This window comes from candidate division KSB1 bacterium (assembly GCA_034506395.1).
Taxonomy (GTDB): Bacteria; Zhuqueibacterota; Zhuqueibacteria; order Thermofontimicrobiales; family Thermofontimicrobiaceae; genus Thermofontimicrobium.
The window spans coordinates 73,723-90,419 of sequence record JAPDPQ010000012.1; the positions used below are offsets into that span (position 1 = coordinate 73,723).

Genomic DNA, 16,697 nt, shown 5'->3' on the forward strand with positions numbered 1-16,697 from the left:
GGAAATTGCGCCCGTCGGTGCCAGTCGAGCTAATAGTTCGATTATAGACTCCTGTTCCATTCAAATAATTTGCGGTATCAGTGTCATGCCTATAGAGGCAGGCATCTTTCTATCAATCCATTAAAAATGAACTCCTGCCTCTGGAGGAGTAACCAGCATTTGTTCACTTCTATTTGCAAGCCTGGATTGGCTTGGTGAAGGAGCTTGTACTGAGGATTAAGTTTTTCTCTTGATTTTAGTTTCCCCAGATTGAGCGTTGTAGTATTAATGATGAGGCGTTGCAAATTATGGAATGACAAGGCAACTCAGCTTGCAAAGAAATTAGGGTCGGAGCTTGGGCACATCGGTGATTCATCTTTAGTCTGTCAGCACAAGCTCCGTTCCTGATTTTTTCAAGTGGCCAATTGATAGAGGATTCAGCCGAATCAGCTCTCAATCCTTTCTCAAAATTCTTCTTTCGATCTTGGAATCGATCGTCTTCTGTTGCTCCACTGCTTTCATCACCACGTCGGTCAATGGGATCATCAAATCGGTCACTTGGCTGGGAATAAATCCAAGATATTTATCCGCATTAGAGATGACAAAATCGACTGTGGCCCCCAGATAAATTTTATCAAGCTCGATGGACTGGTCGCCAATTTTGGCATTGAAAATCGTTACTGTGCCATCTGAATTCAATTTCCACTCGTATGATAGGCCCGATACCTGAAGGATGCCGCTGGACCCTTCGGCCGCAGCCTGGGCATTGGTCCGCAAAATCTCTAAGACCTGTCTACCGGTCACATGAAACTTGACGATCGAATTGTTGAACGGCAAAATATTTTTAATATCCAGCTTTTTAATCGGACCAGCAGACAGATCCTGGCGAATGCCTCCACTGTTGATCAGCGCAAAGTCGGCCTGACTGAACTGGCGCATACAATCGGTCACAAAATTGCCGATATTGCTCTCCGAAATGCTGGATCGGCGCCAGTCAGTTTCCAGTTCCCCAATGACCTTGCCATACTGCTCATCGATCATTTGCTGAAATTTTTTGACCTCTGCTTCCAGCGATGGCTCAGACTCAATCCCCTCGTTCCACAAGGGTATCACTTGATAATTGTAGCTGAACACCGTATCGGCCGCCACGACGAGGTCCAATCGGCCGAGATCCCGCCAGCGGCTTCCAGCTTGCACAATGATTTTTCGGTTGACAATTGCAGGCTTCTGAAGCAAATGATGGCTATGCCCACCGATGATCACATCTACTTCTGGGCCGACCGTCACTGCCAGGAGTGAATCCGCTTGCAAACCATTATGGCTCAACACCACAATCAAATCGGTCAGCGGATCTAAAATTTTTGCAAGCGAATCGACGATCGGGGCGGAGGGACGGGCGACCAATTGATCACGTTGCGGTCGATTGAGATAATTGGGCAGATCATCGACGATCGTGCCAATAACCCCAACTGCCAGGTTGCCCTTGCTATAAATCTGATAAGGTTCTTTCGTGAACAGTCGACCATCGGCATGATACAGATTGGCCGAAAAGACCGGAAAATTGCAGAGATCAAATAGCTTCTGAGCATTGTCTACTGAAATATCGAACTCATGGTTTCCAGGCGTCAGACCATCAAATCCGATATCATTGAAAAATTTCACTAACGCACCGCCAAAAGCGCCTTCATATTCAATATCACAGATCGGCGATCCGGTCATGAAATCGCCAGCATTGAGCAAAAGCGTAGGATGATTTTCGTTGCGGATTGTTTTAATATAGTGGTTCAGCGCCAGCACGCCACCTAATTTGCGCTCTCGATTTCCATCTCGGTCTTTTATGGTCACTGGTAAAAAGGCGCCATGCATGTCATTCACATGGAGAATGGTAATTGCATCCGTGTGAGGAGCTGCTGGAGGATAAACCTTGCTGGTTCCACACCCCAGAAGCGTGATTAACAAGAGCAATCCGATGGTCATATTTCGCATAAATAATTCCTCAAATTGAATGGTTGATTGTTCCCGAATTTTTGTGGACGAATTTAGGTATTTCCGATCCCAAAATCAAGCAAAATATTTTCAGAAATGTGGTTGACAATATGAAAAGAATTTAGTATTTTCTATCCACCTTATTTCAATGTCTCGAGTAAGGAAATTTGTTCCACAGAGGGTAGGGGATTGATATTCGGAATGGATCAGTAACTAGTTCGGGATCGTTGGCAATTTGATCATGAAATGTTCGTTTTTTCATTCGAAGAATTTTCAACGAAATCGAGTCACGGAGTCTCACGATGGTGAAGCATATTGTGATGTGGAAGCTGCATGACTTTGCGGAGGGGCGTTCTAAAGCGGAAAACACCCATTTGATGAAACAATGGCTCGAGCAATTGAAAGACAAAATTGCTGATGTCCAATACTTGGAGGTCGGGATCAATTTCAAAGCTTCTGAAGACGCTTATGATGTAGTGCTCTATACCGAGTTTAAAGATCGCCAGGCGCTCGAAAATTATCAAGCCCATCCAGAACATATTCAATTCAAAAATAAAATTCAAAACCTTCGTCGTGATAAAATAGTTGTCGATTATGAAATTTGACACGCGATATTGGTGTTCGAGAATGCTGATCTGAATAATTCAATTTTATACGCGGAGCTGCTTATGCCCCTGATGTTCGACATGCCGCTGGAACAGCTTTATAGTTATGAGGGAAAGAACCCACGCCCGGCTGATTTTGATCGGTTCTGGGATGATGGGGTGAATGAGGTGAAGTCGATCGATCCCAAAGTAGAATTAGTCGCCTCGGATTTTCAGACTGAATTTGCAGAATGTCTGGATCTGTATTTCACCAGTACAGAGGGAGCTCGAATTCATGCTAAGTTGATTCGTCCCCGTAAGGCCAAGATGCCCCATCCTGTGGTGTTGATGTTCCATGGCTACGCGGGGAACGCTGGTGATTGGTTCGATAAGCTGGGCTATGTGGCGCAGGGATTTACGGTCGCAGCGATGGATTGTCGGGGGCAGGGAGGGCAGTCTGAGGATCGCGGGGCGGTAAAGGGCAATACGCTCAAAGGGCATATTATCCGAGGGCTGGATGATGAACCAAAGAAGATGCTGTACCGGCAGATATTTCTCGATACCGTCCAGTTGGCACGGGTCGTCATGAACATGCCTGATGTCGATCCAGACCGGATCGGCGTTATGGGTGCCAGTCAGGGCGGTGCATTGGCTTTAGCTTGTGCTGCTTTGGAACCCATGATCAAATGCGCTGCTCCAGTATTTCCGTTCCTGTGCGATTACCAACGCACATGGGAGATCGATCTGGCCGAGCATGCTTACGAGGAGCTGCGGGACTATTTTCGCCGGTTCGATCCGCTGCACGCTCGCGAACGGGAGATCTTCACCCGTTTGGGCTACATCGATGTTCAGCACCTCTGCCCTCGAATCCATGCCGAAGTATTCTGGGGCATCGGTTTGATGGATACCATCTGCCCGCCATCGACTCAATTTGCCGCCTATAACAAGATTACTTCTAAAAAATCATTGGCCATTTATCCCGATTACGGTCATGAAAACCTCCCTGGCCATCAAGATCGCGTGTTCCAGTTCATGGCCAAATTGTAATCCAAGGTATTCTTAACTTTTGGACCTAAATCGCAGAGAACGAACATGGATCATTGGGACTGGTCAATCGCGAACCACGATTACCTTCAAAGGACAATCCAAAGATGTCGACAACAGAACATCATTTTGCCGACCTTTGAGCAACTTAGGCATCCGAACCAAATTCCAGAGACCATCCAGCAGCAACTCGAAGCCATTGACCTTCATGCTCTGCATCCGCTGAACCTGTTTCGCATCCATTGGTGCAATGATCCAGTCACTGGACGAATTGGAGGATACAATTATTTTGAAATCCCTCAGGCGATTACTGGCGTACCACCGAGAATTATCGGGCTGGTGGGGAAGCATTTTCCCACTGGGGCGCATAAAGTCGGGGCAACCTTCGGCTGTTTGGTGCCCTATCTTGTCACTGGCCGCTTTAATCCTGATTATCACAAAGCGGTATGGCCATCGACTGGCAATTATTGCCGCGGCGGCGTTTTTAATTCCCGATTGCTTTCCGTCCATGCAGTAGCCATTTTGCCAGAGCAAATGAGCCAAGAACGGTTCGATTGGTTGAGAGATTTGGGGGCAGAGATTTATGCTACGCCCGGATGCGAGAGCAACGTGAAGGAGATCTACGACAGATGCCATGAGCTGGCAGCGAAAAGCGATGCATATTTCATCTTCAATCAGTTTGATCAATTTGGCAATGCGATCTGGCATTATGAGATCACGGGGTATGCGATCGAACAAGTATTTGATCAGATAAAATCTCCAAACCAACGGCTGGCTGGATTTGTGAGCGCGACCGGATCGGCTGGAACAATTGCTGCAGGGGATTATTTGCGCCGCAAATTCTCTTCGATCAAAATATTGGCGGCGGAAGCGCTCCAATGTCCTACTTTGTTGATGAACGGCTTCGGCGCCCATCGGATCGAGGGGATCGGGGACAAACATGTGCCCTGGATCCATAACATCAAAAATCTCGATCTGGTTTGTGCGATTGATGATGACCATCCACTTCGGGTGCTGCGGCTATTCAATGAACCAGCCGGACAGCAATGGCTGACCCACTTAGGCGTGGATCAACAAACGATTCAAAACCTGCCCTTATTGGGGATTTCCTCAATCGCCAATTTGCTCAGCAGCATCAAATTGGCCAAATATTATGAATTCAATGCCAATGACGTGATCTTTACGGTGTTCACCGACTCGGTGGACATGTATCGCTCCCGCTTGCAGGAGCTAACTGCTGCTCGTGGCAGCTACACCATGCAGCAAGCGGAAATAGATTGGAATTGCGTGATCAAAGGACAGGGAATCGATTTTATCAAAGAGCTGACGTATTATGAAAAAAAGACCATTCACCATCTCAAATATTTCACCTGGGTGGAACAGCAGGGCAAAGATGTGGAGGAGCTAAATGCCCAGTGGTACGATGAGGATTACTGGGAGAAACGATTTTCCACTGTCCCGCTCTGGGATCAATTGATCGAAAACTTCAATGCGAAAGTGCGGTCATGCTAGGATTTTATCCCTTCCCGTTTTTCGAAGATGTGCAGAATAGCTATTTTTCTAATTTGGGAATCCGTGCTAAAATCAGAGGATTCGATGGAGCAGATTTATCTATCTCAAGGAAATTTGAGCTGATCATTTTTTATCTTGCAGGATATTTAGCAGATGAAAACACGAACAAGGATGATAAAAAATGCACTGATCAGCTTGGGTGGCAATGACTTGAGATTGGTCGATGTGGTTTTTGCCGATCAGATCGAACAGGTTATCCCGAGAACCGATTGGCCCATCGAGTGGCGCGAAATCGCGACCAAGAAGCGATGGGAGCGCTTCAAGCACAATTTCCCAGTCGGAGCGGCCAATGAAGACATTCCGAGTTATGATGCTGAATTTCTGTTGCTCATGCCTGGAGCCATAGATGCCCATGTTCATTTCAACACCCCAGGGTTCGAGCATCGTGATGATTTTGCACACGGTTCGCTGGCTGCTGCTTGTGGGGGCGTGACGACCGTACTTGACATGCCCTGCACTTCAATCCCCCCGGTCACCTCAGCGAAAAATTTGGAATTGAAGCTTGAGGCGATCAAAGATCAAAGTTGGGTGGATTTCGGTTTATGGGGCGGCATCTCAGGCCGTGATTTCCCAAGCCCTTCGCGCATCCTTCAGCAAATCGAGGAGTTATTCGAGCGCGGCGTGGTTGGCTTCAAAGCATACCTAATCTCTGGTATGGAGACATTCACCGATTTGACCCTCCGCCAGATGGAGATAATTGCAAGTATCTTAGGGGATAGGGGTGCAATTTTAGCGGTCCATGCGGAGGATAAGGCGTTAGTTCAACAGCGACAGCAGGCTTTCGAACGCAAAAATTTAAATACCTGGCAGGCCTATTGCGAGGCTCGCGATGATATTGCTGAGGCCAAAGCGGTAAGACAGCTCATTCAGATAGCGAAACGAACCGGGTGCCGGGTTCATATTGTTCATTTAAGTTCGAAATTAGCGCTGGAGCAGATCGTACTCGCACAGTCAAAGGGCGTGGATATCACCGCTGAAACCTGTCCGCATTATCTCTATTTCACCGAGGATGACTTTAAGAATGACTCGATCGCCAATTACCTCAAGACCGCGCCGCCGGTGAAAAAGGATGAAGATCGCACAGCTCTGTGGCTTGGTTTGGGAGATGGATCTATCGCCTTTGTGACGACGGATCACGCGGGCTGCGATCCCATCAATGAGAAATCATCCTGGAATTTTTGGGAGGTTTATGGGGGAATCCCCGGTGTGGAGCACCGAGTGCCATTTTTGTTCAGCGAAGGTTTCAAAAAGGATCGATTGACGTTAGCGAGGACAATCGAATTGCTTGCGACCAACGTGGCCGAGACCTTCGAATTGGATACCAAAGGGGATTTATCCCCAGAGAGCGACGCAGATTTTGCGCTGATCAATTTATGGGATAGCCAAGTGGTCAAAGCGGAGCATATGCACAGCAAAGGCAAGTATACGCCGTTCGAAAGCGTCGTTTTGAATGCGGTCGTCCAAGCCACCTTTGTGCGGGGAAAATTGGTCTTCGATCGAAATGGTCGTTCGGAAGTCGCTCTGGGCTATGGTGAGCAAGTATAAACAAGGCGGCTCTATTGATGGATGACTTATATTGATTCCGACAATTGATTTTCGCATTTCGATTTAAAGAGCGAACTAAATTCCTGAGCCAAGAATGAACTCAAAATACGAACTTACCATCAAAAATGCCTGGTTATGTCAGATTCAGCAGCGAACGATTGAGCCGGTCTTTGGAGAATTGCGCCTCAGCGATGGCAAAATTCAGGCACTCATTCCCACAGATTTCCAAAATTTCGTTCAACAGATGGTCACTCCTGAAGAAAATGTGTATGATGCTATGGGGCGCGTCGTTACCGTGCCGTTGATCAATTTTCATGATCATTTTTATTCGAGGTTGGCGAAGGGGCTGCCCATTCAAGCTTCGACCGACATTTTTTATGACAAACTCAGACACCTATGGTGGCAGGTGGATCGCGTCCTGGATTTGGAGCTAATCGAAGCCAGCGCCACAATCGGAATTATGGATTCGCTGCGTCAGGGCGTCACCTATATTTTTGACCACCATGCTTCACCTCTGGCCGCACAAGGGAGCCTTCGTGCCATCAAACAGGTTTTAGTCCGCTACGGTCTGCGAGGTGTGTTGGCGTTCGAAACCTCGGACCGCAACGGCCCTGAACTCGCTCAACAGGGGCTGGATGAATTCGCCGATTTTTATGAGCATGAGGTGAGCAACGATGTGAAAGCGATGCTTGGGCTGCATGCATCGTTCACGTTAGAAGACGATACGTTGAATCGTGCCAAGGAACTGCTTAAGACATACAATACAGGAATCCACATTCATCTCTGTGAGGACCCGATCGATCGCTCCAAGAGTGCGGAACAATATCATGATCTGCCAGTGCATCGGCTCAAAAAATTTCACCTGCTCAATAAAAAATCGATTCTGGCTCATGGCATCCACCTCACTGGAGCGGATTATGCGACTATTGCCGAGGCTGGCAGCGCCATCGCCTATAACCTTGATTCCAATTTGAATAATGCGGTTGGCTTGCCAGCGTTCAATCGCGCGCCAGCTCCAATTCCGATTCTCGTGGGCACAGATGGCATGCACGCCAATATTTCTCGATCCTTGAAACAGCTTTTCTTGCTCTATCGGCATCAGGGCAATGGGGTGGAAGACTCGTTCCGTTGGTTCCAGAAGTGCTTTTTCGATCAGTTGGATTTCGTGCACCATTATTTTGCTGATTTTCCCACGCTCAACCCTGGCGATCGCGCGGATTTGATCGTCTGGGATTATATCCCGCCTGCGCCGATCTGTGCAGAAAACTTCTGGGGCCATTTTATCTACGGAATGCTGGAAGCGCCAATCCATTCAGTGATTCAAAAAGCACGATTTTTGATGAAAGACAAGATGATCCCTGGCGAAGAAGAAGCCCGAGCAGCCAGCTATAAGCAAGGCGAGCGTCTATTCGATCGGTTTTGCAAAGGAATTTGACCGAATATTTGCATTTGAGCCAAAAATAATTTATGTGGACTTAATGGAAAAATACTGGGACTCTCATTCAGCAAATAAATTTGGCACCGAAAAGGAGCCAACGTCTGCGCTTTTTGTCGGTCATGGCAGCCCAATGAACGCCATCGAAGAAAACGAATTTAGTCGGGCATGGATCGAATTGGGCAAGAAACTGCCGCAGCCGAAGGCGATCCTTTGTATTTCTGCGCACTGGGAGACGCTCGGGACCCAAGTGACTGCGATGGATGCGCCGAGAACCATTCACGATTTCTATGGTTTTCCGGCTAAGCTATATCGGCAGCGCTATCCAGCGTCAGGTTCACCTCAGTTAGCCGAACGGATTCGTCAGGCACTCGATCCGGTTCTGGTGGAGTTCGATTTCCAGTGGGGCTTAGATCATGGAACGTGGTCAGTGCTGATGCGGTTGTTTCCGAGCGCGAATATCCCAGTGGTGCAATTAAGCTTGAATCGGACAATGCCACCGACGGTTCACTATCAATTGGGCAAATCGTTGAGACCTTTGCGCGATGAGGGTGTGCTGATCATTGGCAGCGGCAACATGGTGCACAATTTGGGGATCATGCGATGGCAAGATATGGCTTTTGATTGGGCTGCTGAGTTCGATCTCATTCTGAAACGTCTCATTGAGGTTAGGGATCACGAGGCAATTGTCAATTATCAGCAATTCGGTCGGGCAGCGCAGTTGGCGATCCCAACTAACGAGCATTTTCTCCCATTGCTCTACGTGCTGGCTGTTCAGGATGCGGATGAGCCAATTTCCTTTTTTGCCGAAAAAGTGACATTTGGGTCGATTTCGATGCGTGGGGTGAGAATTGGATAGTCTGTCAAGAACGAGAGTGATCGTGGTCGGTGCAGGGGCTGCTGGTTTGATGGCTGCAGGACAGGCAGGGGAGCTTGGTGCTGATGTCCTAGTTCTGGAAAAAATGCCCCGCATCGGCCTGAAATTGCGCATCACAGGAAAAGGGCGCTGTAATCTCACCAACATTGCGCCGGTACCCGAATTTATCCGCCACTTTGGGCAGAATGGCCAATTTCTCCATCAGGCGTTTGCGCGATTTTTCAGCGAGGATTTGATCGCTTTCCTCGAGAATTTGGGACTTGAGACAATTATCGAACGCGGCGGTCGTGTTTTCCCAGCCACCAATCGGGCCAGTGAAGTGGTTCGCGTATTGGGCGATTGGGTAATTGAGCGGGCAAAAGTCCTAACCAATTATGCTGCCAAAAAGTTGATGGTTGAATGCGGAGAGATTACCGGTGTTACCGCTCAGTCACCATCCTTTGGTGATCAAATAATTCGGGCCGACCGGGTGATCGTTGCCACGGGGGGCGCATCATATCCAGCTACTGGCTCGACTGGGGATGGTTATCAACTGGCTCAATCGGTCGGACACCGCGTCGTGCCGGTCCGTCCTTCCTTAGTGCCGTTGGAGACTGCTGGCGATATCGCCAGCCAATTACAGGGATTGAGCTTGCGGAATGTGGGATTGAAAGTCCTGATCGATGGCAAGAAGACGACAGAGGCATTCGGAGAAATGTTGTTCACCCATTTTGGCGTCTCAGGACCCATCGTGCTCGAGATCAGCAAATATTGTGTCGATGCGTTGCGCGCTGGGCAGTCTGTGGCGCTCTCCATCGATCTCAAGCCCGCTTTAGATGAACAAAAGTTGGACTTGCGGTTATTGAGAGACATCGAGCAGCATGGCAAGCGAAAGTTTGATAATTTGCTCAAAGCCCTGCTGCCTCAGAGATTGATATCGGTATGCGCGAAATTGGTCCAAATCGATCCGAATAAGCCAGGGCATCAAATCACTTCGGAGGAGCGCAAGCGGCTTGGCCGTTGGCTCAAAAATTTTCAGCTTCCGATCTCTGGTCATCGGGATTGGAATGAGGCGATCATTACCGCTGGCGGCGTGGATGTTAAGCAGGTTGATCCAAGGACCATGGAATCTCGATTGGTTAAGGGGCTTTACTTCGCCGGAGAGGTATTGGATATCGATGCAGACACTGGTGGTTATAATTTGCAGGCCGCGTTTTCCACTGGCTGGTTGGCAGGAAGATCGGCCGCTGGGTTAAAAGCAAGGTATTGAATTTTAATATCCGCATTGGGGCGGCGGAGATCAGACAACGTTGGCGACGGAGCGGCGAAAATCCGATCCTGGTATCAGCCTGTTTTAATGCTGGCGGATTATATTATAGCAATCAAAACCTTTGGCATCTGCGCAGCTACGAAAATCACCTGAATCGAGCTGCAAAATGGTTTGGAGATGCCTGCTTCGTTGTCAATCAATTATTAAGTTAAAATGGAGGGTTAAATGGAACAGATCATCAAATTCAAATTGAACCGCAGACCAGTCAGCATTACAGTCGATGGCGACCGAATGCTCTTGTGGGTGTTGCGGACCGATTTTGGTCTGACTGGGGCCAAATACGGTTGTGGTGAAGGCTTTTGCGGGAGCTGCACCGTATTGGTTGATGGTCAAGCGGTTCGTTCTTGTCAGACCCCAGTCAAGGCGGTGCAGGGTAGGGAAGTGATCACCATCGAAGGGCTGGCGAGAAACGGCAAGCTGCATCCCCTGCAAGAGGCGTTTATGAAACACGATGCGATGCAATGTGGATTTTGCACGCCAGGGATGATTCTCAATGCTTATAGCCTGCTTAGGAAGAATAATAAGCTTTCAGTTGAACAGATCAAAGCCGGAATGGAGGATAATTTGTGCCGCTGTGGCGCCCATCCTCGGATCGTGGAAGCCATTTTAGACGCGGCAGCCCAGATGAAAGGAGGTAAGCGGAGATGAAGCCAATCGATCAAATGGAGCAAGATTTTTATGAAGGACTCATCGGCCGACCCATTGACCGACGCGCATTTTTAAAGCGCTTCGGTGGCGGCTTGATTGTGTTCTTCGCTATCGGTGACGGCTCATTGCTTGCGCAACAGCGCCCACGCCAGTGGTATCCCACGGATTTCAATGCCTATCTCATCATCGGCGCGGATAACCGAGTTACATGCTTGGTGGGAAAAGTTGAAATGGGACAAGGTGTGATCACCTCGCTGGCTATGCAATTGGCCGATGAGCTTGACGTGCCGCTGGATCGCGTCGATATGGTGATGGGCGATACCGATCGCTGCCCCTGGGATATGGGCACGTTCGGTTCGCTGAGCACGCGCCAGTTCAGCCCGTTCCTGAGGCAGGCTGCTGCCGAGGCACGGGCGATATTGATCCACATGGCTGCACAACAATGGAACCGACCGATCGAGCAACTCCAGGTGAAGGATGGGCTAATTTTCGATGTTGCGAATCCAGCGAATCGCATCAGCTATGGCCAATTGACTGCGGGCAAAGTGATTGAGCGGCATTTGGATCCAAAGCCTTCGGTTAAAAAACCATCCGAGTTTAAAATCGTAGGCCAATCTGTTTTGCGGACCGATGCCCGACTCAAAGTGACCGGAGAAGCCAAATTTGCCGCGGATATTCAATTGCCTGACATGTTGTATGCTAAAATCCTGCGGCCGCCGGCTCATTGGGCAACTTTAAAGCAGCTCGATACGACTGAGGCTGAAACAATTGAAGGGGTCCAGATCGTCCGGGACGGCGATCTGATCGCTGTGCTCCACAAGTATCCTGACATCGCGGAACGAGCCCTGAAAAAGATCAAAGCCGAATATGATATTCCAGAGCCAAAGGTGAATGACCAAAATATTTTTGACCATTTGCTTCAAGTGGCTGGGGAAGCGCGGGTAGTTGAGCAAGATGGCACAATCGAGACGGGAGAGCGGGAAGCAGCAATTACCATCGAAGCCACATACTTGAACAGCTATATCTCCCATTCTCCCATGGAGCCCCACGCCGCGGTTGCGAAATTCGATGGCGAAAAAGTGACGCTCTGGGTCTCAACCCAAGGGCCGTTTACTGTGAAAAACGAAGTGGCTGAAGCGTTGGGCATTGCGCCTGAGAACGTTCGAGTGATCACGCCGTTCGTTGGAGGAGGCTTTGGCGGTAAGAACCGGAATCTTCAAGCTGTGGAAGCGGCGAGATTGGCGCGTCGGGCAGGCAAACCAGTGCAGGTGGCCTGGAGCCGTTTTGAAGAGTTCTTTTACGATGCGTTTCGACCCGCCGCAGTGGTGAAAATCAAATCTGGCCTTTCCAGCGAAGGTGCTCCAGTTTTCTGGGATTACAATGTCTATTTTGCGGGCCGTCGCGGATCGCAACATTTCTATCGAATTCCCCATCATCGAACCCTGGAATACAACGGAATCGGACCAGAGCCAGCCCATTTCGTGACGGGTCCATGGCGAGCACCAGGCAACAACACCAATACCTTTGCCCGCGAGTCGCACATCGATATGATGGCCGAAAAAGCAGGCATGGATCCCGTGGAATATCGGCTCAAATATTTGAGGGATGAAAAGATGGTCCGGGTCCTCAAAGCTGCAGCCGAACGATTCGGCTACCAACCAGCCAAATTGCCCAGTGGCCGAGGAATTGGTGTGGCTTTGGGCATTGATGCTGGCACCTATGTTGCGCTGATCGCAGAGGTTGAAGTGAACAAAACCACTGGTCAGGTTCAGGTGAAACGTGTGGTCTGCGCTCAGGACATGGGATTGGTGGTCAACCCGGCCGGTGCCACCTTGCAGGTAGAAGGCTGCATTATGATGGGGCTGGGTTATGCGCTGGCCGAAGAGATCCATTTCAATGGTGGGCAGATATTCGACACCAATTTTGATACCTACGAGCTGCCGCGCTTTTCCTGGCTGCCGAAGATCGAGACGGTTTTAATCGAGGATCGCGAAGCTGCGCCCCAGGGCGGTGGCGAGCCAGCCATCATTTGCATGGGCGGCGTCATCGCAAACGCAATTTACGATGCCATCGGTGTCCGATTATTTCAATTGCCCATGACGCCACAGCGGATTAAAGCAGCGATGAAATCATGAGGTAATTGGCATAATCCACGTTTTGGTGCAACCTAGACCTATTAGATAAGGATTTTTTGAGTAGGAATTAGCTTTTGGGAGAAAGCAGATTAAACCCAATGCGGTCGTCTATTCTGAAGCCGATGGATCACTGTGTTGTAGAATAGTTTGTACGAATAGAACTCGGAGGGACAGGATGATAAGAAAATTGCTGATTATTACCATTATCATTTTCATTGGAGGCAATTCTTCAATATTCCCTGCCAAGCGTCCATTATCTATGGCTGATTTTTATCTCATCAAGACAGCCAAGACGCCCCGAATTTCTCCAGATGGAAAATGGATTCTTTATGTGATCAGCGAGATGGATTCTGCCTCCAATAGTCATCGGAACCAGATCTGGATGGTAGCATCGGCTGGCGGGACAGCGGAACAGGTGACCACTAAGGGCAGCTCGAACCATTCGCCTGTTTGGTCGCTCGATGGCCGAGCAATGGTTTATGTCTCCAACGCCGAGTCTGGTTCGCAGCTTTGGCTAATGAACCTTTTGACCCGCGAAGCCCAGCGACTGACCGATCTGCCGCAAGGTGCCTGGAGCCCAGTTTGGTCGCCCGATGGCAAGAAGATCGCTTTTCTCTCTGAAACCCGATTTGAGGGCAGAAATCCAAAAGGTTTATATGACATCAAGCTTTATACGCACCTGCGGTATCGTTGGTGGTACGATGACAATCGCTATGACGAAGGCTGGCGCTCGCATATTTTCATCCTCGACCTGACCACCAAGGCGGTTCGCCAGCTCACCGATGGGGACTGGTTCGATAGCGAGCTCAGTTTTTCGCCCGATGGCAAATCTATCGCCTTTGTTTCCAACCGGACCGAAGATCGAGAGAATAATATCGACACGGATATCTGGATTTTGGATGTTGAGACCGGGAAAGTCGAAAAAGCGTTCGAAAATGCTGGTCCAGATTATTCGCCTTCCTGGTCGCCAGATGGCAAATATCTCGCCTGGCGATCGACCTTTCGCTATAATTACGAATCGGACAATTATGACATTATGGTGAAGGATCTCAAAAAAGGAACGATCCGAAACCTCACTGAGATGTTCGATCAAGTCATCTATCAACTGGCCTGGCATCCCAATGGGAAGGAAATTTTGTTCCTGGCTGGCGACCGGGGCAACTATAATCTTTATGCGGTGCCGCGCAGTGGCGATCGCGTCGAACCAATCGTAGAAGCGCGTCAGCGTATCCGGCAGTGGGATATCTCGCGCGATGGCAAATTTCTGGCGTTAGCTAAAAGCAAGGTGAACATGCCTGAGGAAATCTATGTGGTACCTTATCGTCAAAAGACCGCAAAACGAATCTCCAGCGTTAACGAAAAACTGCTGGAGCAGGTCGCACTGGTCGATGCGGTTACTGTTAACTTCGCAGGCGATGGGGACACACCGATTCAAGGATGGTATCTCACTCCACCTGATTTCGATCCAACAAAAAAATATCCGCTGATTTTAAACATCCATGGTGGACCCCAGTTGATGTACAGCAATCAATTTGACTTCGAATTTCAGCTCACAGCCGCCAACGGTTATATTGTGTTCTATTGCAATCCCCGAGGCAGCTTCGGTTATGGACAGGCTTTTACCGATGAGATTAATAAGGACTATGGTGGCAGTTGTTACCGGGACATTATGGCTGGGGTCGACTACATGGTCTCGCTCGGTTTTGTGGATGAGAACCGAATGGGGGTTACTGGCTTATCGTTCGGCGGTTGGATGACCACCTGGATCATCGGGCATACCGATCGGTTTAAAGCAGCCATTCCCATGGCGCCGTTTGTGAATATGTTCTCATTTTACGGTACCACGGATGAGCAATTCTTTCCGGAATGGGATTTCGGTGGTCCACCATATACCCCAGAAGTTCGGGAGATTTACGAAAAAAATAGCCCGCTCAACCATGCGGCCAATTTTAAAACGCCAACATTAATTTTGCACGGCGAAGCGGATTGGCGCTGCCATATCACTGAGGGCGAACAATTATTTACCGCCCTGAAAAAGATGGGTGTGCCAGCCATGATGGCCCGCTTTCCTAACGAGCCCCATGTGTTCGAACAGCCTAATCATATCGAAGCGGCACTGCGCATGAAGCTAGCTTGGTGGCAAAAATATCTCGCGAATTAGCTATAAAATAGAATAGGGGAACTATCATCAAAAATAAATCTGATGACAAAAATATCGTGAGACTCTTCGATCGTGTCTTTTATTGAAGGTGTCTATCAGCTTGTTTTACGATAATAACAAGACTCCTGCATCTGAAAAGGTGATGGGAATTTGTGCATTTTTTAGAAATCTATGAAGAATCAAAATTGGAGCGGAGGAACTGAATGGACAAGCTATCTGACCGTTTGCTCTCTCTCGATGTGTTTCGCGGCATCACAATCGCTGGAATGATTCTGGTCAATAATCCTGGAAACTGGTCTAAGGTCTATAAACCGTTGCTCCATGCACCTTGGCATGGCTGGACGCCTACCGACTTCATCTTCCCATTTTTCCTGTTCATCGTAGGCGTTGCTATGTCGCTATCGCTGACTAAACGGATCCAGCGGGGCGATAGTCGCTGGCAGCTCTATAGCAAGATCATTCGGCGAACGCTGATTATTTTTGCCATCGGATTCTTTTTGAACCTATTCCCGTTTTTCGATTTCAAGACCGTGCGCATCCCAGGGGTATTGCAGCGGATCGCGGTTTGTTACTTTTTTGCTGCGGTCATTATGGTGGAATCGAACAAGAAATGGCAGATCGGCTGGACAATCTTCTTGCTGGCAGCTTATTGGATTTTGGTCAAGTTGGTGCCCGTTCCTGGATTTGGAGCCGGTGTATTGGAACCGAAAGGCAATTTGTGCTGGTATATCGACAGCCATCTATTCGCCGGCCATACTTGGAAAGGAGCACCAGTGCCAGGATTCGATCCCGAAGGTCTCTTGAGCACGCTGCCTGCGATCGCCACCGTGATGCTCGGGGTCTTCGCTGGGGACTGGCTGAGATCAAAACGCGGTCACTACGAAAAAGTGACAGAGCTATTTGCATTCGGGATAATAGGACTGCTGCTGGGCGTGATTCTGGATGTGTGGTTGCCAATTAATAAGAACCTCTGGACCAGCAGCTATACGGTCTTCATGGCTGGCATGGCATTGATCTTCTTGGCCATGTGCTACTGGTTGATCGATATTCATGGTTATAAAAAGTGGGCCAAGCCATTCATCGTTTTTGGCAGCAACGCGATCCTGGTGTTCAGCCTCACCACCCTGTTGGCTAAAATCACTATCACGGTCAAATGGACCCTGTCTGATGGCTCAGAAATGTTCCTGAAAAGCTGGCTCTATAAAAATCTATTCGTGTCCTGGTTGGGGGATACGCATTTCGCGTCCCTGATGTACCCGCTGGTATTTTATCTATTGATCTGGTTGGGGATCATGTGGATTTTATACAGAAAAAATATTTTTGTGAAAATTTGATGAGATGCAGCTATTCTCGCTCATTCCCAACTTATTAATGAGCGGTTAGCTACCCTCTGAACGATGAGCCACCGTTCTGAAGTCATCT

At 48.8% G+C, this 16,697-nt stretch carries 12 protein-coding genes; 11 read left to right on the forward strand and 1 reads right to left on the reverse strand.

What is annotated here, in order from left to right; translation table 11 throughout:
• Positions 1-432: 432 nt before the first annotated feature.
• Positions 433-1,965 carry a bifunctional metallophosphatase/5'-nucleotidase gene (locus ONB37_09840; protein ID MDZ7400452.1) on the reverse strand — a complete coding sequence of 511 codons (1,533 nt, stop codon included), beginning with the start codon at positions 1,963-1,965 and terminating at the stop codon, positions 433-435.
• A 302-nt stretch (positions 1,966-2,267) separates the two neighbouring features.
• On the opposite strand from ONB37_09840, the gene ONB37_09845 reads away from it, so the two are divergent.
• The 11 genes from ONB37_09845 (at position 2,268) to ONB37_09895 (ending at position 16,609) form a co-directional block, all read left to right on the forward strand.
• A complete protein-coding gene (locus tag ONB37_09845; protein ID MDZ7400453.1) occupies positions 2,268-2,570 on the forward strand; it encodes a Dabb family protein in 303 nt (100 codons plus the stop codon).
• Between the two features lie 63 nt (positions 2,571-2,633).
• Complete coding sequence (locus ONB37_09850; GenBank protein ID MDZ7400454.1) at positions 2,634-3,596, forward strand: acetylxylan esterase; 963 nt, start codon at positions 2,634-2,636, stop codon at positions 3,594-3,596.
• A gap of 45 nt (positions 3,597-3,641) precedes the next feature.
• A complete protein-coding gene (locus ONB37_09855; protein MDZ7400455.1) occupies positions 3,642-5,105 on the forward strand; it encodes a pyridoxal-phosphate dependent enzyme in 1,464 nt (487 codons plus the stop codon).
• Positions 5,106-5,258: 153 nt separating this feature from the next.
• Positions 5,259-6,710 (forward strand): dihydroorotase, encoded by a 1,452-nt coding sequence (gene pyrC, locus ONB37_09860; GenBank protein ID MDZ7400456.1) that lies wholly within the window; start codon positions 5,259-5,261, stop codon positions 6,708-6,710.
• Positions 6,711-6,804: 94 nt separating this feature from the next.
• The gene (locus ONB37_09865) at positions 6,805-8,145 is read left to right on the forward strand and encodes an amidohydrolase family protein (protein ID MDZ7400457.1); all 1,341 of its coding nucleotides are present in this window, start codon (positions 6,805-6,807) and stop codon (positions 8,143-8,145) included.
• A 43-nt stretch (positions 8,146-8,188) separates the two neighbouring features.
• A complete protein-coding gene (gene ygiD / locus ONB37_09870) occupies positions 8,189-9,004 on the forward strand; it encodes a 4,5-DOPA dioxygenase extradiol (protein ID MDZ7400458.1) in 816 nt (271 codons plus the stop codon).
• Position 9,005: 1 nt separating this feature from the next.
• Positions 9,006-10,271 carry an NAD(P)/FAD-dependent oxidoreductase gene (locus ONB37_09875; GenBank protein ID MDZ7400459.1) on the forward strand — a complete coding sequence of 422 codons (1,266 nt, stop codon included), beginning with the start codon at positions 9,006-9,008 and terminating at the stop codon, positions 10,269-10,271.
• A gap of 225 nt (positions 10,272-10,496) precedes the next feature.
• Entirely contained in the window at positions 10,497-10,979 is a 483-nt protein-coding gene (locus ONB37_09880; protein ID MDZ7400460.1) for a (2Fe-2S)-binding protein, read from the forward strand.
• Positions 10,976-13,114 carry a molybdopterin-dependent oxidoreductase gene (locus ONB37_09885; protein MDZ7400461.1) on the forward strand — a complete coding sequence of 713 codons (2,139 nt, stop codon included), beginning with the start codon at positions 10,976-10,978 and terminating at the stop codon, positions 13,112-13,114. Before ONB37_09880 ends, ONB37_09885 begins: the two co-directional genes overlap by 4 nt.
• 175 nt (positions 13,115-13,289) lie before the next feature.
• Entirely contained in the window at positions 13,290-15,275 is a 1,986-nt protein-coding gene (locus tag ONB37_09890) for a S9 family peptidase (GenBank protein ID MDZ7400462.1), read from the forward strand.
• Between the two features lie 203 nt (positions 15,276-15,478).
• Positions 15,479-16,609, forward strand: a complete 1,131-nt coding sequence (locus ONB37_09895; GenBank protein MDZ7400463.1) for a DUF5009 domain-containing protein — start codon at positions 15,479-15,481, stop codon at positions 16,607-16,609.
• Positions 16,610-16,697 lie beyond the last annotated feature (88 nt).